This is a genomic window from Aminobacter sp. P4_D5, assembly GCF_056401815.1.
Genome location: NZ_JBFUIP010000067.1, coordinates 1 through 22,923, shown reverse-complemented (window position 1 = coordinate 22,923; position 22,923 = coordinate 1). Strand labels below are relative to the sequence as shown.

The 22,923-nt window shown below is 62.4% G+C and carries 22 protein-coding genes; 9 read left to right on the top strand and 13 right to left on the bottom strand.

Features of this window, described 5'->3' with window-relative positions:
- Positions 1–13: 13 nt before the first annotated feature.
- Positions 14–865 carry an SH3 domain-containing protein gene (locus AC1DWF_RS16220; protein ID WP_476841825.1) on the bottom strand — a complete coding sequence of 284 codons (852 nt, stop codon included), beginning with the start codon at positions 863–865 and terminating at the stop codon, positions 14–16.
- A 371-nt stretch (positions 866–1,236) separates the two neighbouring features.
- Between AC1DWF_RS16220 and AC1DWF_RS16215 the strand changes: the two genes are divergently transcribed.
- Positions 1,237–2,439: an MFS transporter gene (locus AC1DWF_RS16215; protein WP_476784154.1), complete on the top strand. Its 1,203-nt coding sequence runs from the start codon at positions 1,237–1,239 to the stop codon at positions 2,437–2,439.
- On the opposite strand, the gene AC1DWF_RS16210 is transcribed toward AC1DWF_RS16215, so the two are convergent.
- The gene (locus AC1DWF_RS16210; protein WP_476787784.1) at positions 2,418–3,311 is read right to left on the bottom strand and encodes a LysR family transcriptional regulator; all 894 of its coding nucleotides are present in this window, start codon (positions 3,309–3,311) and stop codon (positions 2,418–2,420) included. The genes AC1DWF_RS16215 and AC1DWF_RS16210 overlap by 22 nt on opposite strands.
- A gap of 97 nt (positions 3,312–3,408) precedes the next feature.
- Here AC1DWF_RS16210 and AC1DWF_RS16205 point away from each other — a divergent pair, with 97 nt between their 5' ends.
- Positions 3,409–4,359: an NmrA family NAD(P)-binding protein gene (locus AC1DWF_RS16205; RefSeq protein ID WP_476786996.1), complete on the top strand. Its 951-nt coding sequence runs from the start codon at positions 3,409–3,411 to the stop codon at positions 4,357–4,359.
- Between the two features lie 65 nt (positions 4,360–4,424).
- On the opposite strand, the gene AC1DWF_RS16200 is transcribed toward AC1DWF_RS16205, so the two are convergent.
- The 5 genes from AC1DWF_RS16200 to AC1DWF_RS16180 form a co-directional block, all read right to left on the bottom strand.
- Positions 4,425–4,583 (bottom strand): DUF3309 family protein, encoded by a 159-nt coding sequence (locus AC1DWF_RS16200; RefSeq protein WP_476786997.1) that lies wholly within the window; start codon positions 4,581–4,583, stop codon positions 4,425–4,427.
- 99 nt (positions 4,584–4,682) lie between these two features.
- Positions 4,683–7,862 (bottom strand): efflux RND transporter permease subunit, encoded by a 3,180-nt coding sequence (locus tag AC1DWF_RS16195; RefSeq protein ID WP_476804260.1) that lies wholly within the window; start codon positions 7,860–7,862, stop codon positions 4,683–4,685.
- 3 nt (positions 7,863–7,865) lie between these two features.
- On the bottom strand, positions 7,866–8,996 hold the full coding sequence (locus tag AC1DWF_RS16190) for an efflux RND transporter periplasmic adaptor subunit (RefSeq protein WP_476788162.1): 1,131 nt from the start codon (positions 8,994–8,996) through the stop codon (positions 7,866–7,868).
- Positions 8,997–9,239: 243 nt separating this feature from the next.
- Positions 9,240–10,370, bottom strand: a complete 1,131-nt coding sequence (locus AC1DWF_RS16185; protein ID WP_476841824.1) for a patatin-like phospholipase family protein — start codon at positions 10,368–10,370, stop codon at positions 9,240–9,242.
- A gap of 23 nt (positions 10,371–10,393) precedes the next feature.
- On the bottom strand, positions 10,394–11,176 hold the full coding sequence (locus AC1DWF_RS16180) for a 3-hydroxybutyrate dehydrogenase (RefSeq protein WP_476785176.1): 783 nt from the start codon (positions 11,174–11,176) through the stop codon (positions 10,394–10,396).
- 226 nt (positions 11,177–11,402) lie between these two features.
- Here AC1DWF_RS16180 and ispG point away from each other — a divergent pair, with 226 nt between their 5' ends.
- A complete protein-coding gene (gene ispG / locus AC1DWF_RS16175; protein ID WP_476788164.1) occupies positions 11,403–12,656 on the top strand; it encodes a flavodoxin-dependent (E)-4-hydroxy-3-methylbut-2-enyl-diphosphate synthase in 1,254 nt (417 codons plus the stop codon).
- Positions 12,657–12,658: 2 nt separating this feature from the next.
- Complete coding sequence (locus AC1DWF_RS16170; protein WP_476785174.1) at positions 12,659–13,513, top strand: lytic transglycosylase domain-containing protein; 855 nt, start codon at positions 12,659–12,661, stop codon at positions 13,511–13,513.
- 13 nt (positions 13,514–13,526) lie between these two features.
- Here AC1DWF_RS16170 and AC1DWF_RS16165 read toward each other — a convergent pair whose 3' ends face one another.
- The 4 genes from AC1DWF_RS16165 to AC1DWF_RS16150 form a co-directional block, all read right to left on the bottom strand.
- Positions 13,527–14,003: a PTS sugar transporter subunit IIA gene (locus AC1DWF_RS16165; RefSeq protein WP_476785173.1), complete on the bottom strand. Its 477-nt coding sequence runs from the start codon at positions 14,001–14,003 to the stop codon at positions 13,527–13,529.
- 2 nt (positions 14,004–14,005) lie between these two features.
- Complete coding sequence (locus tag AC1DWF_RS16160) at positions 14,006–14,191, bottom strand: hypothetical protein (protein WP_476785172.1); 186 nt, start codon at positions 14,189–14,191, stop codon at positions 14,006–14,008.
- A 141-nt stretch (positions 14,192–14,332) separates the two neighbouring features.
- Positions 14,333–16,663: a response regulator gene (locus AC1DWF_RS16155; RefSeq protein ID WP_476788165.1), complete on the bottom strand. Its 2,331-nt coding sequence runs from the start codon at positions 16,661–16,663 to the stop codon at positions 14,333–14,335.
- Positions 16,664–16,782: 119 nt separating this feature from the next.
- Positions 16,783–17,700, bottom strand: coding sequence for a polyprenyl synthetase family protein (locus AC1DWF_RS16150; RefSeq protein WP_476788166.1), 918 nt, complete (start codon positions 17,698–17,700; stop codon positions 16,783–16,785).
- Between the two features lie 128 nt (positions 17,701–17,828).
- Between AC1DWF_RS16150 and AC1DWF_RS16145 the strand changes: the two genes are divergently transcribed.
- The 3 genes from AC1DWF_RS16145 to AC1DWF_RS16135 all read left to right on the top strand — a co-directional run bounded on the left by AC1DWF_RS16145 (position 17,829) and on the right by AC1DWF_RS16135 (position 19,535).
- On the top strand, positions 17,829–18,539 hold the full coding sequence (locus AC1DWF_RS16145; RefSeq protein ID WP_476782426.1) for a biosynthetic peptidoglycan transglycosylase: 711 nt from the start codon (positions 17,829–17,831) through the stop codon (positions 18,537–18,539).
- Positions 18,540–18,694: 155 nt separating this feature from the next.
- The gene (rpmF, locus tag AC1DWF_RS16140) at positions 18,695–18,877 is read left to right on the top strand and encodes a 50S ribosomal protein L32 (protein WP_008834724.1); all 183 of its coding nucleotides are present in this window, start codon (positions 18,695–18,697) and stop codon (positions 18,875–18,877) included.
- A 244-nt stretch (positions 18,878–19,121) separates the two neighbouring features.
- Positions 19,122–19,535, top strand: coding sequence for a hypothetical protein (locus AC1DWF_RS16135; protein WP_476782422.1), 414 nt, complete (start codon positions 19,122–19,124; stop codon positions 19,533–19,535).
- 29 nt (positions 19,536–19,564) lie between these two features.
- Here the strand turns inward: AC1DWF_RS16135 and AC1DWF_RS16130 are convergent, their stop codons facing one another.
- The gene (locus AC1DWF_RS16130) at positions 19,565–19,993 is read right to left on the bottom strand and encodes a GlcG/HbpS family heme-binding protein (protein ID WP_476782421.1); all 429 of its coding nucleotides are present in this window, start codon (positions 19,991–19,993) and stop codon (positions 19,565–19,567) included.
- Between the two features lie 214 nt (positions 19,994–20,207).
- Positions 20,208–20,810 carry a polyhydroxyalkanoate synthesis repressor PhaR gene (phaR, locus tag AC1DWF_RS16125; protein WP_476782420.1) on the bottom strand — a complete coding sequence of 201 codons (603 nt, stop codon included), beginning with the start codon at positions 20,808–20,810 and terminating at the stop codon, positions 20,208–20,210.
- Positions 20,811–21,104: 294 nt separating this feature from the next.
- Here phaR and AC1DWF_RS16120 point away from each other — a divergent pair, with 294 nt between their 5' ends.
- The gene (locus tag AC1DWF_RS16120) at positions 21,105–22,289 is read left to right on the top strand and encodes an acetyl-CoA C-acetyltransferase (RefSeq protein WP_476788167.1); all 1,185 of its coding nucleotides are present in this window, start codon (positions 21,105–21,107) and stop codon (positions 22,287–22,289) included.
- A 94-nt stretch (positions 22,290–22,383) separates the two neighbouring features.
- A partial coding sequence (locus tag AC1DWF_RS16115) for an SDR family NAD(P)-dependent oxidoreductase (RefSeq protein ID WP_476841823.1) occupies positions 22,384–22,923 on the top strand: 540 nt, incomplete at its 3' end.

The following is a 22,923-nucleotide window of genomic DNA, read 5'->3' as shown; positions in this document are numbered from 1 at the left end:
TCCGGCCGGGGGTTTAGAACAGCCCTTGGCCGGCCTTTGCTTCTTCTGCCGCGCTGCGGCGGATCAGGCTCTTGAACATGTAGCCGCGCTGGCCCTTGTAGACGACCGTGCACCAGTTGCAGTCGGTTTCGGCGTCGATGGCGGCGTTTGCCGGCACGACCAGGATCACCTTGGACTCGTCGGCGGGGCCGTCGCGCAAATTGCCCCATTTGGCGGYCTTTGCCGGGCGCAGGTCGGGCAGGGGGCCGTCGAACAAGCTGGTGCTCGCCGGAGTGGCGCTTGCGTCGACCATGCCGGTTGATGCTTCCAGCATCGCTACCTCGGCGTCGGTCTCGGCGACCTGCACATCCAGCGAGCCGCGCAGGCCGTCGGGGGCAATCGATGCCGTGTCGGAATTATCCCTGATCTCGCCTATTGGCGCGGCGGGCGCTTGCCCCGCAGCGCTTGCCTGGCGTTCGTCCGGTCCGGCCGCGTCGGCCTGTACCTTACTCCCGCCGGCCTGCGATGGATTGGCCTGACCCCAGCGCGAATTGTCGGCGGCTGGCGGAGAGCGTTCCAGTGTTGGCGTTGCAGGCTGCCGCGCTTGTTTGGTTGCTGGCTCTCCTTGCGAAGTCGCGGACAAGCCTCCGAGACTGGCAGTCTGAGGCTGCGTCACCTGCGGCGGCACTGCGGCTGTCTGCGTCGGGTCGGGTGCTGAAGCGCTTGCAATCAGCGCGGCAGCCAGGGCGACCACCGCTGCACAGGAGCCAAGCAGGGCAATGCTCGATGGCGACAGCTTGCGCGACCGGAGATCTTGGCCGGCTTGTTGCAACAGTGCACGTGCATGGCTCGAAATTCCGGTGAGCCGGAACGGTGGGTTATTCATGGTACAAGACTCCACAACGGTACGACGCGGCAAACAGCCGGCATCGACCCCCAACCCGTATTGGCATGCAAAAGGCGGAAATGATCTGCAAGCGGTTGGTGTTGCCTGTTCCGCTGCAGTCTTCACCATCCGGCTACATCCGCTATTGGACGGAAATCGGGCGAAGCCGTGTCAGGAGGGCGGTTCTGGCCCAATGACTGCTCGAAATAGGGGCTTGATCGCAATCTAAATCGATTTAGCCTATGTTGGCGCGGGCACTGCGCTGCGCGTGTTTGCCAAGTGCAATGGTGCGGTAACTTTTTGAATCTGCCGATCACGGCTGCCTGAAATCGATTTCAGCTGTCAGGCTCATATGCTAGGAGTCGCGTTCGATGAACGCCACAAACACAACTGATCTCGCTACAAAGGCTATTGCAACACGCGCCCGCTGGGCCGTGGCCGCTGCCTTTTTCATCAATGGTTTTGTCACTGGAAGCTGGGCGACGCAGATCCCGCTGCTTTTGACACGCTTGCATATCAGCGAGTTTGTGCTCGGCCTGCTGATCCTGGTGTTTGGCCTTGGCGCGCTGACGGCGATGCCGTTTTCCGGCTACCTGATGACCAAGCGCGGCTCGCGGCCCGTGGTGATCGGCTTTGCCTGGATCGTGGTCTTTGCGCTGCTGTTGGTCGCCCTTGCACCCAATGTTTGGCTTGCGGCGGTGACGATGTTCATCTTCGGCGGCTCGATCGGCGCGATGGATGTCGCCATGAATGCCAATGCGGTCGCCGTGGAAAAACGGCTGTCGCGGGCGATCATGTCGTCGTCGCATGGCTTCTGGAGCCTTGGTGGTTTTGCCGGCGGTGCACTGGGCGGCATCATCATCCAGAATTTTGGCCACCTGCCGCATGCGATTTTTGTAACCGTGGTGGCCGCTGCCATGACGGCCTTTGCGTTGCGGCATCTGATCGGCGAGGACAGGCCAGTGACGCACGAACACCGGCATTTCCGCCTGCCGCGTCTCCCCACCATCTATCTGGTCGGCATCATGGCGCTGTTTTCGATGATCCCCGAAGGGGCCGTGCTCGATTGGGCGGCGCTCTATCTCAAGCAGGAGCTTGGCGCCGACATCGCTACCGCAGGCTTCGCCTTCGCTGCTTTCTCCGGCATCATGGCGCTGATGCGCTTCCTCGGCGATGGCGTGCGCAACCGCTTTGGAGCGGTCAACACGCTGCGCTGTTCGGCACTGCTTGCTGCGAGCGGCATGCTCGCTGCCGGTCTCGCACCCAATCCATGGATTGCGATCGCCGCCTTTGCCATGTGCGGCCTTGGTGTCGCCAACATGGTGCCGATCGCCTTTTCCGCCGCCGGAAATCAGCCGGGTGTCGTGCCGAATATCGGCATGAGCGTCGTCACCACCATGGGCTATTCAGGCATCCTGGTGGCACCTTCGGCCATCGGTTTCGTTGCCGGGCATACCGGCTTCGCACCGATCTTTGTCGCCCTGTCCGGCTTCCTGGTGGTCGTCAGCCTGATGGCTGGCCTTGCCCGCCATGCCGACTTCAGGGCCGTGCCTCAGGCGACGCCTGCCGAATAACGCTTCAGCTCCTCGTGCAGGAAATCAGCGACACGGCGGATACGCACGCTTGAGCGCACGTCGCGGTGCATGGCGAGCCACACCGGCAGCGTGGGCAGTGTCAGTTCAGGCAGGACGATTTCGAGGTGCGGCTCGCGCCGAACGAGCTGTTCTTGCGCGATGCCGATACCGTTGCCAGTCCGTACCGCTTCCCAGAGCACGATGTGATTGTCGCTGCGCAGCCGAAAGTCATGCCGGGTGATGCCCGGCAGGAAGTGTTCGAAGCCGCGAATCATCTCGTCGCTGCGGTCGAAGCCGATCAGGTCGTGGTCGCGCAAATCCTCCGGCGTTGACGGGCGGCCACGCCGGTCGAGATAGGCTGACGCAGCGCACATGCCAAGTGCGATGTCGGTGACCTTGCGCGCCACCAGTTCGTTCTGCGCGGGTCGCACCATGCGGATGGCGATATCGGCGTCACGGCGTAGCAGGTTCTCGACCTGGTTGGAGGCGACGACCTCGACCTCGATGCCGGGTTCTTCGGCACCGAGCCGGGCAAGCATTGCCGGCAGCACATGGGCTGCCACCATCTCGCTCGCGGCAATGCGAACGGTACCTTCGATCGCTTCGACAGATCCCAGCGCGAGCCTAGCGAAGGCTGTGGCCTCCTCGCTGACCGCCCGGCCTCGTTCGAACAGCAGGCTTCCGGCTTCCGTCAGCACATAACCCTGGCGGCCGCGCCGGAACAGTGTGACGTCAAGCGCTTGTTCGAGTTCGGCGATGTGGCGCCCAAGCGTGGGCTGGCTCGATGCCAGGCTGCGCGCGGCGGCCGACAGGCTGCCGGCCTCGGCAACCGCGACAAAACTCCGGATCAGGTTCCAGTCTATCTCAGACATCTATTCAAGATTGAATATCAAGGCGCCATTTTGAGTCAATTCATTTCCGGTCGTGAATGGAGGAAACCGGGTCACAACAAACACAGGAGTGACCGACATGACCGAGATCGCAATTCTGGGTGCCCGTGGCCGGCTCGGCCGCGCCGTCGCCAACGCCTTCCTCGACGCCGGATATGAGGTGCGGGCCATCACTCGCGACGGCAAGCTGCCGGCGGAGCTGGCAGGGGCCGAAGCCATCGCCGCCGATGCGCTTGACCGGCAGTCGCTGATTGATGCCACCAGAGGCGTCGACATCATCTTCAACGGCTTGAGCCCAATCTATTCCGACTGGAGCTCGGTTCTGCCCATGGCCGAGAATGTCATGGCTGCCTGTTTTGCCAATGGCGCGCTGCACATGGTTGCGGGCACCGTCTACAATTTCGGCTCGCCGATGCCTGCCGTCATCACTGAGGAGACGCCGCAGCATCCCACGACCGAGAAGGGCCACATTCGGGCCGCCACCGAAGAACTGTTCCGCCGTGAATCCGATGCGCGTCGGGTTCGCACAGTTTTGCTCAGGGCCGGCGATTTCTTCGGTGGCAAGGGCACCGGCTCATGGTTCGACCTGGTGGTCACTTCGAAACTTGCCAAGGGCGTCTACACAGCACCCGGGCCGGCCGACCTTGTGCATGAATGGGCCTATCTACCGGACTTCGCCGCAGCCTTCGTTGCCCTTGCCGACAACCACGAAAAGCTTGCCGGTTACGAAAACCTCAACTTGCCGGGCCATCCGGTTACCGATCTGGAGATCAAGGCATCGATCGAGCGCGTGCTTGGCCGTAAGCTCAAGCTATCCTCGATGCCCTGGTGGGTGCTGCGCGCCGGCAGCCCGTTCGTGCCGATGTGGAAGGCGATCGTGTCGATGTCGTATCTGCGTTTCGAACAGCATCGGCTGGTGTCGCAGCGCCTCGGACCCATCATCGGCCACATCCCGCATACGCCGCTCGACGAGGCGGTAGCAGGCGCACTCGCCGATCTCAGCTTGCTGCCTCAAGCAAAGGCTGCCTGACTGACGCAAAAGAAAACGCCCGGACTATCGTCCGGGCGTTTTGCCGTTCAGCTGCTTCGGGGCAGTCAGACGCGGCCCGTCAGCATCAGCACCAGAAGGATGACAAGGAGCACACCGACGATGCCGGAGGGTCCGTAACCCCATCCGCGCGAATGCGGCCAGGCTGGCACCGCTCCAAGCAGGATCAGGATCAGGATGATGATAAGCAGCGTCGAAATTGTCATTGTTCATGCCTCGTAATTCTTGCGTTTTTATCGAGGCAGGAACGCAAAAGGCCGCCCGGTTGTTCCGGGCGGCCTTTTGCGTGCGCGCAGCGCGTTGGTCTATTCCGCAGCCTTGGGGAAGGCGATAGCGGGTTCGTCGTCCATGGGCGGAGGCGGCGTCGGGGTGCCAGAACCCTTGCCGAAACGCGCCTTGAACCACTGAACCAGCCTGCCAAACCAGCCGCGCTGGCCTGGTTTGCGCTTGTCGCGGGTGAACACCATCAGCATCGCCGGCGTCACCACCAAGGTGAGGACGGTGGCGAAAGACAGGCCGAAGACGATGGCGCTCGACAAGGCGATCCACCACTGGGTTGACGGCGCATTGATCGTCGTTTCGTGATGGAAGATCTCGAGGCCGAGACCAAACGCGATCGGCGCCACGCCCAGGATAGCCGACAACGCGGTCAGCACCACCGGGCGGGCACGCTCGCGGCAGGTCTGCAGCACCGCGTCCATCTTGTTCCAGCCTTCTTCGCGCAGCCGGTCATAGGTGTCGATCAAAACAATGTTGTTGTTCACCACCACGCCCGCCAGCGCGATCATGCCGATGCCGGACATGACGATGACAAAGGCCTGGCCGGTCAACAGCATGCCGAGCAGGGCGCCGACCGTGGCCATGACCACGCAAGACAGCACCAGGACCACGCTGGTGAACTTGTTGAATTGCGCCAGAAGCACGATGAAGATCAGGAAGATCGCCGCACCGAAGGCATTGCCCAAGAACGCGCTTGCTTCGGCGCTGTCTTCGTTGGAGCCGGCGAGTTTCCAGTCGATGCCTGGTTGCGCCATGTCGCCGACGATCTTGCTCACTTCCGCCTGAACCGACGCGACCTGGTAGCCGGATGCGACGTTGCCCTGGATGGTGATCGTGCGCTTGCTGTCGATACGGTTCAGAATGCCGACGGTCAGCTCTGGCTTGCGCGCAACGAAGTTCGAGATCGGCACCGAGCCTTGCGGGGTCTCGATACGCAACTGGTCGAGTGCTGCCAGCGTCCGGCGGTCCTCCGGCAGACGCAGCCTTATGTCGACAGCATCATCGGCGCCGGCAGGACGATAGTCGGTGAGCTTCAAGCCTGTCGTCACCAGCTGGACGACAGTCCCGACCGCGGTCGGGCTGACGCCGTACTGGGCTGCCTTGGAGCGGTCGACGTCAAGCGCCCAGTCGATACCGGGAGGCGGCAGGCCATCGGAGATGTCGATGACACCGGGCACCTTGGCGACCGCTGCCGCGACCTTCTTGGCGTATTCGTTGAGCCCCGCCGGATCGACGGCGGACAGCTGCACCTGGATAGCCTTGCCGCTCGGCGGACCTGCGTCCGGCACACGCACTTCGACATCGACGCCGGGGATGCCGGCCATCGTGGCGCGCAATTCGTCAAGGATCACATGCGCCGACTTGCGCTCACGCCAGTCGACGAACTCATACTGGATCACGCCGACGACATCCTCGGGAATGTCCTGGCCGCCGCGGGTCTTGCCGGAACGCGTGTATACCGACTTGATGCCTGGCCAGCCGAGAATACGGTTTTCGGCCTCGCGGGTAGCGGCATCCATTTCTTCAAGTGAGAGGTTGCCGCGTGCATGGACGTAGAGCAGGCCGTAATCCGGCTCCACGGTCGGGAAGAATTCCACGCCATTGCCAAACTTGACATAGGAGTAGAACCCGCCGGCAAGCAGCGCGAGCGTCAATACCAGGGCCGTGATCGGATAGTGGACTGCCTTCTTGACGACCGCCATGTAGACGCCGTCCTTGTGCTCTTCCTCCGCATGGGCGGGCGCCTTGGCGAAGAGGGCCCCGAGCGTCGGCGCAAATATGAGCGCGTAGGCCATCGACGCCGCAAGGGTGACGATCAGCGTGATCGGCAGATACTTCATGAAGTCGCCGATGATGCCGGGCCAGAACAGCAGTGGAGAGAAGGCCGCGATGCGTGTCATCGTCGCGGCGATCACCGGGCCGGCCATGCGCTTGGCCGCCAGCTCGAAGGCTTGCTCCTTGGGCATGCCTTCCGACATGCGCCGCTCGGCAAACTCGGTCACGATAATGGCGTCGTCGACAAGCATGCCGACCGCCAGGATCAGGCTGAACAGCACGATCATGTTGATCGTGTAGCCCATCAGCGCGAGCGCCAGGATACCCATCAGGAACGATGACGGGATGGCGAGACCGATGAGCAGCGAGGCTCGGCCCGACAGCGCGTAGAGGATGACGATGAACACCAGGATCACGGCGATCAGCACGTGGTTCTGGAGGTCGTTCAGCAACTGGTTGACGAAGACCGACTTGTCTTGCGTGTAGGTGACCTCCATGCCTTCCGGTGCGGTCTTGACGAAAGCATCGGCGACTTTCTTGGCGCCATCGATCGTCTCGACGATGTTGGCGCCGATGCGCTTCTTGACCTCGATCGCGATCGCCGGTTTTCCGTCGAGGCGGGTAATCGTCTCGGCATCCTTGAAGGTCGCCCGCACCGTGGCGATGTCTTGTACGCGCACAACCGCGTCGGGCGTCGCCACCACAGGCAGACGCGCCACGTCCTCAGGCGTTTCAATCAGCGCCGGCACCTTGACGGCATATTTGCCTTCCGAACCTTCGATGGTTCCGGCGGCGACAAGGCTGTTGGACTGGCCGATACCCTGGATCAGCTGGTTGAGCTGCAGCCCGTAGGACGACAGCTTGACCGGATCGATGATCGCCTCGACCAGCTCGTCGCGCGAGCCTTGAAGCGTGCCTTCCAGCACGCCGGGCACTTCCTCGATCTGGTCGCGCAGCTTCTTGGCGGCGGCCGTCAGCGCCCGTTCGGGCACGTCGCCCGACAGCGTCACGACCAGGACAGGAAACTCCGACAGGTTGACTTCGTTGACGGTTGGTTCCTCGACGCCGGCGGGCAGGTCGCGCTTGGCGTCCTGCACCTTGTTGCGTGTGTCGATCAGCGCGTCGCCAAGATCTGTGGATGGGTCGAATTCAACGATGACATTGGCGCCGCCCTGAAAGGCGTTGGATCGCATCTCTTTCAAACCCTTGAGGTTCTTGAGCTGCGATTCAACAGGCCTCAGAAGCAGCCGCTCGGCGTCCTCCGGCGAGATGCCTTGATAGACAAGGCTGACATACATGATCGGGATGGCGACGTCCGGTTCGGCTTCCTTCGGCACGGCGCGGTACGAAAGCGTACCCGCTATGACAAGAAAAAGCAGAATCGATAGGGTCAGCCGCGCATTGCGGATCGCAAGCTTGACGATGTCCATTGTTTACTGCGTCCCGGTCGCATCTTCGATGAGCTTCTTGACCATCGCCTCGTCGGCGAGCTGGGCCTTGACCTCGTCGCCATCCTTGACCAGGTCTTGGCCGCGGATGATGATCTTGGCGTCGGCGGGAATGCCGCCGAGCACGAGGCCATTCTGGGTGTCGTCGACAAGGTCGATCGGGTAGAACACCACCTTGGACGAGGCATCGACGGCGCGAATGCCGAGATCGCCATTCTCGTTCAGCGTCACCACCGAGCGCGGCAGCATCACGGCGTCGACAGGCTTGGCGCGCACGGTTATCTCGGCCGTCATGCCGGCGGGAATGGCGCCGTCAGCGTTGGGAATGGCGATTTCGACAGGGAAGGTGCGGGTCTGGGACGTCGCGTCGCGGCTGATGTAGCGCAGCTTTCCCATCACCACCTCGCCATTGACCAGCTTCACCTCGGCTTCATCGCCGATCTTGATGTAGCGCAGGTCGCGTTCGCTGATCTCGCCTTTGCCAAGGATCGGATCGAGGTTGAGGATGGTGGCGATTTCCGCGCCCTGCAACACCGAGCTACCAATCTCGACATTGACCTTGTCGACGACACCGTCGAATGGCGCCTTGACCTGGTTGCGCGCCAGCTCGGCTTCGGCTGCCTGTAGCTGGGAGAGCGCATTGGTGTAGGCCGAGCGAACAATATCCGCCTGAAGCTTGGGCGTGTTTCCGGATTTCAAAAGCTTCTGCGCGGCTTCCCAAGCACTCTTGCGTTCGTCCAGCGTGGTACGCGCATTTTCCACAGCGGAAGCCTTTTCCTCGGCGTCGAGCATCATCACCAGGTCACCCTGCTTGACGCGATCACCTTGCTTGACGGGAAGCTGGGAGATGACACCATTGACCCGGCTGGCCAGTGTCGCCCGCTTGTCGGCTTCGGTCTTGCCTGACACGCGGATGGCGCGGGCGTGATCGAAGCGCGGCGGCACGACAACCATCACGGTGCGCAGCGGTGCCTTGGGTTGTTCGGCCTGGGCAGGTTTTGCTTCGGGGTCGGGCTGAGCGCTGCCCACCGAAGAGAATTCGCCTGTACCCATCCACGCCGCAAAACCGACGAGCACGACCAAGGCTGCAAGCTTGTGGAACCTAATCTTCGACATTGTCGTTATCCGTTGAGGACGGTTGCGGCCACCGCCGTCTTGCCTAGCGCGTCGCCCCGATATGGTGGCGCGCAATACCGCATTCAAATCCGCCAAGGGGGCAATGTGGCGGGAGGGCGTCTTCTACATCAAATACAGATCGCAAAATAGTGATAAAAAATAATGGAAACATCATCCTGACAAAACTGGCAGGAGTTGTCAGCACGCTGCGGTTGCCGAGCCAAAATGGCGGCTTTTCGCGGCTTAGTTGTGCTGGCGAGCGGCAGCCGGCTTGGTTCTGGTGGCCAAAAACTCGCGCACGCGGCGGCCTGCAGCGGGTCCGTGCAACGGCCTGAAGCCATCGTCCAGTTGCCCGGATAGGTCGAGCGTGGCCTGCTTGCCTACCGAATCAAAGTTGTCTTCGAGCCAGTCGCTGGCCGCCGTGCGGCCAAGGTCGCGCAAGTATTCGAGGAACGCCCATTCTGCGTTGACCTTGGACGATGCCGAAAGATCCTTGAAGGCTTCATCGGCGTCGATGCGATGCATGCGGATGTCGTGGAATTCGCCATGTGGCAGCCGGCCTGCGGCGATCAGTTCCTTGATGAAGGCGATCGCGCGGAATTCACGCAGTAKCCCGGCGTTGAAGGTAATCTCGTCGATGCGGTTCTGGATTTCGTTGGCGGTCTTCGGCTTCTGCTCGCGGATCACCGGGTTGATCTGGACGAGCAGGACGTCGTCGGTGTCGTTCGCCTTGAAGAACGGGTAGATCGCGGGATTGCCGCCATAACCGCCGTCCCAATAGGGCACGCCCTTGATCTCGACGGCCTGGAAGATCTGCGGCAGGCAGGCCGAGGCCATCACCGTATCGAGGTCGATCTCGCCGTCGCTGAAGACGCGCAGCTGGCCGGTCTCGACATTGGTCGCCGAGATGAACAGGTCGATGTCCTTGCAGGCGCGGACATTGGCGAAGTCGATCTCTTCAGCGACCACGTCGCGCAGCGGGTTGAGGTTCAAGGGGTTGGCGACATAGGGCGAAAACACGCGCGACATGGTGTCGAACCAGATGTAGCCGGGCGTGTTTTCGATGGACCAGTTGCCCCACGCCATATCCCAGGGCGAACGCTGCACCGGGCTGAAGCGACCTTTGCGCGCCACCGCGCGCCAAAAACCCTCAAGCTTGGCGCGTGCGCCTTCGGCGCCGCCTCGCATCCAGCCGTCGGCCAGCGCCACGGCGTTCATCGCGCCGGCACTGGTGCCCGATACCGCCTTGATGTCGAGCCGACCGTCTTCCAGCAATCGGTCGAGCACGCCCCAGGAGAAGGCTCCGTGCGAGCCTCCGCCCTGGAGTGCTATATTGATGGGCTTTTTCTCCTCCGCCCTGCCGTTTCCAGCCATGGCGATTTTTTCCTTTGAGACCGTCACTGAGCGGTCCAGCCGCCGTCCACCGAGAAGTGCGTGCCGTTGATCTGGGCAGCTGCCGGGGAGGTGAGGAAAACGGCGGTTGCCGCGACCTGCTCAACGGTGACGAATTCCTTGGTCGGCTGGCGGTCGAGCATGACCTCGCGAATGACGGTGTCGCGGTCCATGTTGTGCGCCTTCATCTGGTCGGGGATCTGCGCTTCGACCAGTGGGGTCAGCACATAGCCGGGGCAGATGGCGTTGCAGGTGATCTTGTCGAGCGCGACTTCGAGCGCCACCGTCTTGGTCAGACCCAAAATACCATGCTTGGCCGCGACATAGGCCGACTTGTAGGCCGAGGCGACAAGGCCGTGCGCGGAGGCGATGTTGACGATGCGGCCGCCGCCCGCTTTCTTCATCAGCGGGATCGCGGCTGCGGTGGTGTGGAAGGCCGAGGTCAGGTTGATGGCGATAATCGCGTCCCACTTTTCGATCGGGAAGTCCTCGACGGGCGCGACGTACTGGATGCCGGCATTATTGACGAGGATGTCGACCGAACCGAATCTTGCGGCGGCCTTGGCGACCAGCGCGCGGCAATCCGCTGCCTTCGACATGTCGGCCTGGATATAAACGGCGGCAACCTTGTATTGCCCGGAGATCTTCTCGGCGATGGCGTGATCGGTCGGTGTGTCGGAGAACGAATTGACGACGATATTGCAGCCCTCGGCCGCGAATGCCTCAGCAATGGCGAGGCCGATACCGGAAGTCGAGCCGGTAACGATGGCGGTTCTTGTCGCGGTCATGGCAGGAAAATCCTTCGGGAATGCTTATGTTGCAATGCAGCATATATGAGCTGTGTGGCGCAATAGAAGCACGACTGGCGCACAGTTTCGTGAAATTGTGGTGGAAACGGCCTGTCTGGCTGGGATGCGCCCCGCTCTTGGCGGGCGCGTCCACCTGCGATATTGACATGTCGCGCCGCGCGCGCCACCTCAGACGCGGATACCTCGAGCTTAAAAAGGCCGTCCGATGACCGGCTACTTCTCCTCCCCATTTCCTCGCCGCAAATCGGTCGGCGTCAGCGTCGGCGGCGTGATCGTCGGCGGCGAAGCGCCTGTCGTGGTGCAGTCGATGACCAACACCGACACGGCCGACATCGACAAGACGGTTGCCCAGGTCGCAGCACTCCATCGCGCCGGTTCGGAAATCGTGCGCATCACCGTCGACCGCGACGAGAGTGCCGCTGCGGTTCCCCATATCCGCGACCGGCTTGCCCGGCTCGGCGTCAACGTGCCGCTGGTCGGCGATTTCCACTATATCGGCCACAAGCTTTTGGCCGACCATCCGGCCTGTGCCGAGGCGCTGGCGAAATACCGCATCAATCCGGGCAATGTCGGCTTCAAGGAAAAGAAGGACAAGCAGTTCGCCGACATCGTCGAGATGGCGATCCGCCACGACAAGCCGGTGCGCATCGGCGTCAACTGGGGTTCGCTCGACCAGGACCTGTTGACCCGGCTGATGGACGAGAACCAGAAAAACGGCTCGCCGCTCACCGCCAACCAGGTGATGCACGAGGCGATCGTGCAATCGGCACTGATTTCGGCGGACCTCGCCGAAGAGATCGGCCTGCCGCGCGAAAAGATCATCCTGTCGGCCAAGGTCAGCGGCGTGCAGGACCTGATCGCCGTCTACACCATGCTTGCAACCCGCTCCGATCATGCGCTGCATCTCGGCCTGACCGAGGCTGGCATGGGCTCGAAGGGCATCGTTGCTTCGTCTGCCGCCATGGGCATCCTGCTGCAACAGGGCATCGGCGACACCATCCGTATCTCGCTGACGCCGGAGCCCAATGGCGACCGCACCCGCGAAGTCCAGGTGTCGCAGGAGTTGCTGCAGACCATGGGCTTCCGCCAGTTCGTGCCGATCGTCGCGGCTTGCCCGGGCTGCGGCCGCACGACCTCGACGGTGTTCCAGGAGCTGGCCCAAAACATCCAGGACGATCTTCGCAAGAACATGCCGGTTTGGCGCGAGAAATATCCCGGCGTGGAAGTGCTGAAGGTTGCGGTGATGGGCTGTATCGTCAACGGCCCAGGCGAATCCAAGCATGCCGACATCGGCATCTCCCTGCCCGGTACCGGCGAGACGCCCACGGCCCCCGTCTTCATCGACGGCAAGAAGGCAGCCACGCTGCGCGGGCCGGCCATCGCTGCGGATTTTGAGAAAATGGTCGCTGACTATATCGAGCAGCGCTTCGGTCAAGGCGGCAGGGCGGCAGCCGAATAGCGATGCGGAACCTGGCGAGGACAGCGCTGGCTTTCCTCGTTTCGTCGGTCTTTTGCGTATCGGCGCTCGCCGATCCGCCTCGCTCGCCTGAAAAGACCCATGTCGCCCGCGTCTGCGAGTTGATCGACACCCATGCCCGCCGCCATGGCCTGCCGAGCGAATTCTTTGCCCGCCTGATCTGGAAGGAAAGCCGCTTCGATCCGAACGCGGTAAGCCCGGCGGGTGCCGAAGGCATCGCTCAGTTCATGCCGGGAACCGCCGCCATGCGCGGCCTTGCCGATCCCTTCGACATGGAACAGGCGATCCCGGCTTCGGCGCGCTATCTCGGCGAACTCAAGACCGGTTTCGGCAATCTGGGCCTGGCCGCCGCTGCCTACAATGCCGGCGAAAACCGCGTCTCGCGCTGGCTGTCGTCAGGCGGTTTTCTGCCGCTCGAAACCGAGGACTACGTGCTCGACATCATGGGCGAGCCGGCCGACAATTTTTCCGACAAGGCCCATGCCGGCACCAATCGGCCGCTCGATCCGAAGATGTCTTTTGCGGTCGCCTGTCAAAACCTGCGGGTCATCATGTCGGCGACCGTGCCGATGGCCAACATCAACATCAAGCCTTGGGGCATTCAGGTCGCCGGCAATTTCCGCCGTTCGGCCGCCATCAAGCAGTGGCAGCGCCTCGAGGGACGTTTTCCGAAACTGCTTTCATCACATGAGCCGGTCGTCAGCCGTGTGCGCACGCCGATGGGGCGGCGCGGCATTTATGCCGTGCGCATCGGTGCTGACGATCGCAGCGAGGCCGGTCTCATCTGCCAGAGCCTGCACAGTGTCGGTGGCTCCTGTATCGTGGTCAGGAATCGCTGAAGCCGTAGTTTGTTCAGGCTACGGCCGTCTTGGCGGCCGATAGGTGGTCGAAGGTGAGCATGCGATGCAAGCTCTTTGCGTCCTCGGCCTTGCGCAGCCGCGCGACGGTGCCAGGATCGCGCAGGAAACGGGCGAACTTGGTCAGCACGTTGAGGTGTTTCAGCGGCGAGGCCTCGGGCAAAAGCAGCAGTACCACAAGATCGACATCCTGATCGTCAACGGCTTCGAACGGGCAGGGGGCTTTGAGCCGCGCAAAAGCGCAGAACGGCGTTTGCAGTTCGCGCACCTTGGCATGCGGTATCGCCACGCCTTGGCCAAGACCGGTCGAGCCAAGCCTCTCCCGGGCCGAAAGCACCGAGACGATCTCGCCAGCCGGGCAGCCCGTGCGCCTCGCTGCATGCAGCGCGAGCTCCTTGAGCAGCCGCGTCTTGCCATCCGGCTTGAGGTCGAGGATCACATCCTCGACCGAAATCACGTCGCGGATATCCATCTTCAGCTTGAGAGCATCGTGGCAAGTGCCAAGCCACCCAGCAGCAGGCCGGTGACGAAAAACAGGCGCGTAAACATGAAGGGCTCGGTCTGGCCTTTGACCGGGCGGTGGTCGTTTGCGGGCACGCGTCGCGCGGTCTCGACGGTTTGCGCGCTGACGAACCTGTCGGGCATCTGAGTGCGAAGCATCGGAGTCTTCCTTTTGTTCGCGCCGGAGCGGCAAAATTGCCGTCATCCGGTCGCGGTCAGGAAGGTAAAAGCTCCAGCATCAGTATTCGAGAGAGGCAAACGCCCCAAGAAATAAGAAAGTCATAGGTATCTTGGGCAGCTTTACGCCGACTGAACCAGCTCGGCGCTCTCGCTCAACCACGTGCCTATCTTGGCGCCAAGCTTGTCCGGCGACACCGGCTTGGGAAGATAGTCGTCCATGCCCGAATCTATGCACTTCTCCCGGTCGCCCTTGAGTGCATGCGCGGTGACGCCGATGATCGGCGTTCGGCTGCCATTGGCTGCTTCCTCAGTGCGGATGGCGCGGGTCGCCTCGTAGCCGTTCATCTCCGGCATCGAAACGTCCATCAAGATCAGCTTGGGCTTGAAGGTGCGATACATCTCCACCGCCGTGCGGCCGTTGCCGGCGATACGATGGCTGAGGCCGAGCCCGGAGAGGATCTGGGCGAAGACGAGTTGGTTGACCTCGTTGTCCTCGGCCACCAGCACGTCGAGCCCACCGCCGTGCAAAGGCGTTGGCTCGGGGTGGGCGAGTGGGGCTTGCACCGGGCCGCGGATGATGGTGAAGGCAGGTGGCGAATGATGGATCGGCTCGCGGACGAATTCCATCCGGCCGGCTTGCGAACGGGCCTTTTGCACCGCAGCTATGACCGTGCCGAGCAACACCGCCGAACGTGCCGGCTTGGTCAGATGCGCCGAGATGCCGAAATCGAGCACCATGCGGGAGAAATCGACCTGGTCGACCGAGGTCAGAAGCACAACGGGGATCGACGAGATGCGGCTGTCGGCGGCGATCGCCTTGGCGACATCGGCGCCGTTCATGCCTGGCATCTGGTAATCGAGGATGACGCAGTCGACACTAGCGCCGAGTTGAGCTGCGCGGTCGAGGAAGGCGAGGCCGATGGCACCGCTTTCGGCAGCGGCACAGTCGAAGCCCCAGCTTTTCAGCTGCTCGAGCAGGATCTCGCGGTTGACCGGGTTGTCGTCGATGACCAGCACGCGCGCGCCGGTGACGTCGACCGGCACAACGCTGCTTGTCTGCTGCGCTTCATACTTCGGCAACATGGCGGTGAACCAGAACACCGAGCCCTTGCCGAGTTCGCTCTCGACGCCGATATGGCCGCTCATCAAGTCGACGAGGCGGGCAGCGATGGCAAGTCCGAGGCCGGTGCCCTCGTGGCGGCGGGTCGAGCTGCCGTCGACCTGCGCGAATTTTTCGAACACGTTCTGTAGCTTGTCTGCGGGGATGCCAATGCCGGTGTCTTCGACGCGGACCTTGAGGGCCACGGCGTCGTCGATGATTTCTCCCGTCACATCGACCAGCACATGGCCGCGTTCGGTGAACTTCACCGCATTGCCGAGCATGTTGGTGATGATCTGGCGGAAGCGGCCGACGTCGCCAACGACATGGCTCGGAAGGCGTGGATCGATGCGGACGATGAGCTCGAGGTTCTTTTCGGCAACACGCGCCGAGATCAGGGTCGCGACATCCTCCACCGCCTCGCCGAGATGGAAGGGTGCTGGGTCGAGCGTAAGCTGGCCGGCATTGATCTTGGAAAAATCGAGAACGTCGTTGATGATGGTCAAAAGCGCGTTGCCCGACTTCACGATGACGTCGGTAAACGTCTTCTGGCGCGGCGTCAGGTCGGTTCGCGCCAAAAGCTCGGCCATGCCGAGCACGCCGTTCATCGGCGTGCGGATTTCGTGGCTCATATTGGCGAGGAATTCCGACTTGGCGCGGTCGGCAGCCTCGGCCTTGGACAGCGACTCTGAACTTTCGGCAAAGGCGCGACGGATGGCATGTTCCATCGGGCGGAATACCCACACGGCGACACCCCCGATCACCAGCACGAGCAAGGCGGTGGCGGCCATCAAAAGCCGGTCGCTACGCGCCTCGGCGTATCGGCGCTCGCTCTCCATTGCACTGCTTGCGCGCAGCAGCATCGGCTGAGCGAACAGGTCGTTCTGGTTGCGGATTTCGCGAGAACTCCATTCGTCGGGCGATTGAGCCGTGGCGAGCGCACCCAGGTTGCGGGCGATGTCACGCGCCGACCAGAACAGGTCGCCGTTGACCGAGGCACTGTCGAGTTCGCGCTGCGACTTTTCCGACAGTTGCGGGCGCACCGAATTGATCGTGTCGGTCAGGGCCTCGATGCCGGCCTCCAGCCGTGCCGCGTGGTTGCGTCCCGCAATCGCGAGCGCCTCCTGGGTTTCAGGGCGCCAGGCAGTGGGCGTGGTTTCGGCGAAGTTGGTGGCGTTGCGCAGGTCGCGGGCAAAGGACGAAAGCTCGGACGCGATGGTATCGACATTGCGCCGGTAGGAATTGCCCTGGCTGAAGGCAACCATCACGGCCATGGAAGAAAGCGCGAAGATCAACAGACCCGACAGGTATCTGATCCGTATCGAGCCGATGAAGGAAGAGTGCTCCGGCATGCGCAACCCCAAACACATACGCACAATTTTACAGAGCCGGAATAGACACTATTAACATTAAGAGTTTCTGACGCCGCTAAACTGCCTGCTACGGCAGCTTCGGTCGATCCGCCACCGGATCAGCTATTGCGTTCGGCGACGAAACTTGCGGCCGCCTTGAGCATGATTGCGCGCTCACCGAAGGGTTCGAGCAGGTCGTGGGCTTGGGCGACCAGGCCTGTAAGCTGGGTGCGGGCCCACTCGGCGCCATGCAGTGAAACCAGCGTTGCCTTGCCAGCGGCAGCGTCCTTGCCTGTCGCCTTGCCCATTGTTTCGGCGTCGGCGGTGAGGTCGAGAAGGTCGTCGGCGAGCTGGAACGCAAGGCCGATCGCCGAGCCGAACTCGGCAAGCCGCTCGCGGTCGTCTGGGGAAGCGCCTGCGAGCATCGCCCCGGCCTCGCAGGCGAAGCGGATCAGCGCGCCGGTCTTCATCGCCTGCAGGCGGATGATGCCGGCTTCGTCGGGCTTGTTGCGTTCGGCGTCGAGGTCGAGCGCCTGGCCGCCGACCATGCCGCCGGGTCCGGCCGCGCGTGCCAGCGCCAGCACCAGGGCTGCCCTGCGCTCCGGCGGCAGTGGGGTCGCCTCGTCGGCGATGATGTCGAAGGCGTGGGTCAAAAGCCCGTCACCGGCCAGGATCGCTGTCGCCTCGTCGAAGGCCTTGTGCACGGTGGGCTGGCCACGACGCAGGTCATCGTCGTCCATSGCCGGCAGGTCGTCATGGATCAGCGAATAGCAGTGCACGCATTCGAGGGCTGTGGCGACGCGAAGTGCCGCTTCGCTGTCGGCGTCGAACAATGCCGCGCTCTCCAGCACCAGAAATGGCCTGAGCCGCTTGCCGCCATTAAGCGCGCCATGGCGCATCGCTGCCATCAGATGCTCCGGACGGGCGATCTCGCCCGGCAGGATGCGTTCGCCGAGCAATTGCCTGAGCTCGGCCTCAACGGCATCCGCGCGCATGCGAAGGGCGGTTTCGAACATGATATCGCTGTCGATCGTCATGGCGGCGAGCGGTAGCCGACAGTCAGACGTTGCGCAAGAAGCCAAGCGCCTTTATGCCGAAAGGCTGACAGACAAGGGCGGACGGGTTGGCCGAACCGATCATAGAGCCGGAAACCGAAGGGCTGGAGATGGCAGCAGCACGGCGCGGGAGCTTCTCGCGTGGCGGCCTGCGCCGCTGGGTGCGGCTTGGTGCGCTGATTGCCGCGACCATGGCAGCGCTGCCGGTCGTGCTGACCATCCTGTACCTGCCGCCCTTTGTTCGTCCGATCTCGACGCTGATGATCAAGGACCTCGTCACCCTGCAGGGCTATGACCGGCAATGGGTGCCGCTCGAAGATATCGCACCCGTCATGGCGCACTCCGTCATCATGTCAGAAGACGGGCAGTTCTGCTTCCACAAGGGAGTCGACCTCGGCGAGTTGAGGGGCGTCATCAGTGACGCACTGGAAGGCGAGCCGACCCGCGGCGCCTCCACCATTCCGATGCAGACGGTGAAGAACCTCTATCTGTGGAATGGCCGTTCTTTCCTGCGCAAGGTGGTCGAGCTGCCGCTGGCGGTCTATTTCGATGCGCTGATGCCCAAGCGGCGGATCATGGAGATCTATCTCAACATCGCCGAATGGGGCCCCAACATCTATGGCATCGAGGCGGCCTCCCAACACTATTTCGGCAAGCCGGCGAGCCAGCTTTCGGGGCGCCAGGCAGCACTTCTCGCCGTCTCCTTGCCCAACCCGGCTGCGCGCAATCCGGCCAAGCCAGGGCCTGGGCTCAAGCGGCTCGCCTCGGTCATCGAACGGCGCGCCGGCAAGGCCGGTGCCTATGTGCAGTGCCTGGACTAGATTGACTCCCCTGCGACCGAAAAAAGAGTCGCTTCGGGCTGGTCAAGCTACCTCTCGCCGTGTATAGGCTCGCCAACTTTCTCAGTTTCCGGCCCTGAATGCGGCCCTTTCACGAGGGCGGACAGGGTCATTTGACCGATTGGTGGAGTATATCCATGGCTGTTCCTAAACGAAAAACCTCCCCGTCCAAGCGCGGTATGCGCCGCTCGGCCGACGCGCTCAAGGCCCCGACCTATGTCGAGGACAAGAATTCCGGCGAAATGCGCCGCCCGCACCACATCGACCTGAAGACCGGCATGTACCGCGGTCGCCAGGTTCTGACGCCGAAGGAAAGCTAAGCAGCTTTTCCAAGGGAAGCTATGTAGCTTCTCCTCAGCGAACGTATAGAGAAAGGACCGGCCTGCCGGTCCTTTCTTTTTTCGTGTCTGGGGGCACTTGGCCCCTGGACTTTTGATTCCGGGGCGGAGCGTCCATGGACGCGCCAGCGATGCTGCCATTCAGCGCATGGCGCCTTATCGAAAATCGATTCCGATCTTGGGATCGATGCGTTAGAAGATGCCGGCGCAACGCGGAGACCAATCCATGCTCGCGGGCATTCCCCTGCTGATCGTCCCCTTTATCCTGTTCAACATCGGCCTGGCAGGATTGTTCGGCAGCGGACCTGCGGGCGACGTGTGGGCGACTGAAATCCTGTCGCTCAACATGATGTCGGGCGGCGTCTTTGCGCTGACGCTTGGCGACCTGTTGATCGTCGTCGCCTTGCTGCTGCTGTTTGTCGAAATCGTGAAGTCGACGCGCACCAGCAACGCGTCCGTGGTCGATCATCTGTTGTCGACCTTCGTCTTCGTCGCTTTCCTGGTCGAATTCCTTTTGGTGCGCGGGGCCGCGCACTCGGTTTTCTTCACGCTGATGGTCGTGGCTTTGATCGACGTTCTGGCTGGCTTTTCGGTTTCGCTCCGTTCCGCCAGCCGCGACGTCATGTTCGACCGCGAGTAGCTTTGCGCATCCACCGGATGCGCAAAGGCTTAGACTTTCGCGACGAAACCGGCGGCTTCGATGCCGGCCATGGCAGCCAGCTCGTCATTGTCTGACGTATCGCCCGAAATGCCGACCGCGCCGAGCACGTCGCCATTCTTGTTGCGGATCAGCACGCCGCCCGGCACCGGCACGATCTTGCCGCCCGATACCGCCGAAAGCCCCTGGAAGAAATGCGGACGCTCGACGGCGGCAACGCCAAGCGCGCGCGAGCTCGAGCCGACGGCAAGTGCGCCATAGGCCTTGCCGGAGGCGACTTCGGCGCGGATGAAGGGCGAACCGTCCTGGCGCTGGAAAGCGAGCAGATGGCCGCCCGCGTCAAGCACCGCCACGCCGAGCGGCTTGAAGGTCTTTTCGGCACCCAGTGCAAGTGCGGTGGCGATGATAGTGTTGGCCTTGGCCAAAGTCAGTTCGCTCATGGTTGGTTCTCCTGTTGTCGCGCGCATAGCAAACACGCTTGGGATGCCGGGCAAAACCCTGCATCCGGTTGAAACTGCCTTACCTGAACGGGTGGGAGAGGGCGGAGGCTGAAAAGGCCGGCGTCGGCCCGGCCCTTCGCTTTGGCTCAGGGCGTTCGCACCCTTCGAAACGTCTACAGGACGTTTCGATCCGCCCAAAGGGCGGATCGGGTGCTTACCCCATAGAATCAATCTTCCGCTGCATCGCAGCGAGCTGTTCCTTGAGCTCCTTGAGCTCGTTTGGTTTCTCCGAAGCGTCGCTTTTGGCCGGCTCGGCGGGTGCAGGGCCCGCCCCGGGCATCGGGAAGGGAGTGAACATGCGCATCGCGTTCTGGAACATCTCCATGTTGCGGCGTGTCTGTTCCTCCAGCGCCTTGATCGGGGTTGCGCCCTTCATCATGTCCATCGGCGCCTTGCCGAAGGCCGACTTCATCTGCTCGCGGAAACGCTCATGCTCTTTGGAGAAGGCGAGCATCGACTGCTCGAGGAAGCTCGGCACGACCATCTGCATCTGATCGCCGTAATACGATATCAACTGTCTGAGGAACGGGATCGGCAGCATGTTCTGGCCGTCCTTGTTCTCCAGCTCGAAGATGATCTGGGTCAGCACCGGATGGGTGATGTCTTCGCCGGTCTTGGCATCTTGCACCGTAAATTCTTCGCCCTTCTTGACCATCTCGGCTAGGTCCTCGAGCGTGACGTAAGTACTCGTGCCGGTATTGTAGAGCCGACGGTTGGCGTATTTCTTGATTACGATCGGCGTATCTTTAGCACCCATCAGCATCCTCCCCCGGAAGACCGGAATGCCATGTAAGCAGCCGGTAACATTTCGCCAGTCAGGAGGATAAGCGCAAAGCAATCGCAAATCCAAGCGGTTTGTGCACTGCAAGAACGCAAGCTGGGGCGATGTCGGCAAAAAAATGCTGCGCAGCATTGCTGCACTGCGGCTGCAGCATCGGCCATCAGGCGATTTTCCGGTTTGACTCGGGTCCTGGAACGGGCAAGAAAAGTCATGAGCGCCAACGTCTTCGACGCGCAACAAACATTCGTCTCACGAAGTCTGGAGAGAAACATGTCCGCCTCGTCCTCCATCGTCGTCGCCAGCGCCGCCCGCACGCCGGTCGGCTCTTTCAATGGCGCCTTCGCCAACACGCCGGCACATGAACTGGGCGCTATCGCCGTCCGGGAGGTGCTGGCACGCGCCGGCGTCGATCCCAAGGAAGTCGATGAGGTCATCCTCGGCCAGATCCTCACAGCTGGTGCCGGACAAAACCCCGCCCGCCAGGCCGCGATGGCTGCCGGTGTTCCGCAGGAGGCGACCGCCTGGGGTCTCAACCAGCTTTGCGGCTCGGGCCTGCGCACCATCGCGATCGGCATGCAGCAGATCGCCATGGGCGACGCCAAGATCATCGTCGCCGGCGGCCAGGAATCGATGTCGATGGCCCCGCACTGCCAGCATCTGCGTGGCGGTGTGAAGATGGGCGACTTCAAGATGATCGACACGATGATCAAGGACGGCCTGACCGACGCCTTTTACGGCTACCACATGGGCAACACCGCCGAAAACGTCGCCCGCCAGTGGCAGCTTACCCGCGACGAGCAGGACCAGTTCGCGGTTGCTTCGCAAAACAAGGCCGAAGCCGCGCAAAAGGCTGGCCGCTTCGCTGACGAAATCGTCTCCGTCACCATCAAGGGACGTAAGGGCGACACCATCGTCGACCAGGACGAATATATCCGCCATGGCGCAACGCTCGACTCGCTTGCCAAGCTGAAACCCGCCTTCGACAAGGAAGGCACTGTCACCGCCGGCAACGCTTCGGGCATCAATGACGGCGCTGCCGCTGTCGTTTTGATGACCGAAGCCGAAGCCGCGCGTCGCGGCCTCACCCCGCTCGTTCGCATCGTTTCGTGGGCAACAGCAGGCGTCGATCCGCAGATCATGGGCACCGGCCCGATCCCGGCTTCGCGCAAGGCGCTCGAAAAGGCCGGCTGGTCGGTCAACGACCTCGACCTCGTCGAGGCTAACGAGGCCTTTGCCGCGCAGGCCTGCGCGGTCAACAAGGACATGGGCTGGGATCCGGCGATCGTCAACGTCAATGGCGGGGCGATTGCCATCGGTCATCCGGTCGGCGCCTCTGGCGCGCGCGTCTTCAACACGCTGGTCTACGAGATGCGGCGCCGCAGTGCGAAAAAGGGTCTAGCGACCCTGTGCATCGGCGGCGGCATGGGCGTCGCGATGTGTGTCGAGGCGATGTAAATCGAAAAAAAAAAGGCGGCCAATGTGCCGCCCTTTTTGTCACTAAAAGCCTGTCGCAAGGGCAATCCATCAAGCAGCAGAAAAGGGGAAACGCATGAGCAAGGTTGCACTCGTCACCGGCGGATCACGCGGCATTGGTGCTGCGATTTCGATCGCGCTGAAGAACGCAGGCTATTCGGTCGCCGCCAACTATGCCGGCAATGACGAAGCGGCGCAGAAGTTCAAGGCCGAGACGGGCATTCCGGTCTACAAATGGTCGGTCGCCGACTACGACGCCTGCGAAGCCGGCATCAAACAGGTCGAGGCCGACCTCGGCCCGGTTGCGGTGCTGGTCAACAATGCCGGCATCACGCGCGACTCGATGTTCCACAAGATGACGCGCGAACAATGGAAGGAGGTCATAGACACCAACCTGCACGGTGTCTTCAACATGACCCACCCGCTGTGGAGCGGCATGCGCGACCGCAAGTTCGGCCGCGTCGTCACCATCTCGTCGATCAACGGCCAGAAGGGCCAGGCCGGCCAAGTCAACTATTCGGCATCCAAGGCCGGCGACATCGGCTTCACCAAGGCGCTTGCTCAAGAGGGCGCGCGCGCGGGCATCACCGTCAATGTCATCTGCCCGGGCTATATC

Bases quoted from the DNA above. Each gene is read 5' to 3' on its own strand.
- AC1DWF_RS16120 (WP_476788167.1), top strand. From the start codon at position 21,105: ATGTCCGCCTCGTCCTCCATCGTCGTCGCCAGCGCCGCCCGCACGCCG.
- AC1DWF_RS16165 (WP_476785173.1), bottom strand. From the start codon at position 14,003: ATGGATATCCGCGACGTGATTTCGGTCGAGGATGTGATCCTCGACCTC.
- AC1DWF_RS16180 (WP_476785176.1), bottom strand. From the start codon at position 11,176: ATGACCGCGACAAGAACCGCCATCGTTACCGGCTCGACTTCCGGTATC.
- AC1DWF_RS16205 (WP_476786996.1), top strand. From the start codon at position 3,409: ATGACCGAGATCGCAATTCTGGGTGCCCGTGGCCGGCTCGGCCGCGCC.
- AC1DWF_RS16135 (WP_476782422.1), top strand. From the start codon at position 19,122: ATGCTCGCGGGCATTCCCCTGCTGATCGTCCCCTTTATCCTGTTCAAC.
- ispG (WP_476788164.1), top strand. From the start codon at position 11,403: ATGACCGGCTACTTCTCCTCCCCATTTCCTCGCCGCAAATCGGTCGGC.
- AC1DWF_RS16210 (WP_476787784.1), bottom strand. From the start codon at position 3,311: ATGTCTGAGATAGACTGGAACCTGATCCGGAGTTTTGTCGCGGTTGCC.
- AC1DWF_RS16170 (WP_476785174.1), top strand. From the start codon at position 12,659: ATGCGGAACCTGGCGAGGACAGCGCTGGCTTTCCTCGTTTCGTCGGTC.
- AC1DWF_RS16200 (WP_476786997.1), bottom strand. From the start codon at position 4,583: ATGACAATTTCGACGCTGCTTATCATCATCCTGATCCTGATCCTGCTT.
- rpmF (WP_008834724.1), top strand. From the start codon at position 18,695: ATGGCTGTTCCTAAACGAAAAACCTCCCCGTCCAAGCGCGGTATGCGC.
- phaR (WP_476782420.1), bottom strand. From the start codon at position 20,810: ATGGGTGCTAAAGATACGCCGATCGTAATCAAGAAATACGCCAACCGT.
- AC1DWF_RS16160 (WP_476785172.1), bottom strand. From the start codon at position 14,191: ATGCTTCGCACTCAGATGCCCGACAGGTTCGTCAGCGCGCAAACCGTC.
- AC1DWF_RS16145 (WP_476782426.1), top strand. From the start codon at position 17,829: ATGGCAGCAGCACGGCGCGGGAGCTTCTCGCGTGGCGGCCTGCGCCGC.
- AC1DWF_RS16190 (WP_476788162.1), bottom strand. From the start codon at position 8,996: ATGTCGAAGATTAGGTTCCACAAGCTTGCAGCCTTGGTCGTGCTCGTC.
- AC1DWF_RS16155 (WP_476788165.1), bottom strand. From the start codon at position 16,663: ATGCCGGAGCACTCTTCCTTCATCGGCTCGATACGGATCAGATACCTG.
- AC1DWF_RS16130 (WP_476782421.1), bottom strand. From the start codon at position 19,993: ATGAGCGAACTGACTTTGGCCAAGGCCAACACTATCATCGCCACCGCA.
- AC1DWF_RS16215 (WP_476784154.1), top strand. From the start codon at position 1,237: ATGAACGCCACAAACACAACTGATCTCGCTACAAAGGCTATTGCAACA.
- AC1DWF_RS16195 (WP_476804260.1), bottom strand. From the start codon at position 7,862: ATGGACATCGTCAAGCTTGCGATCCGCAATGCGCGGCTGACCCTATCG.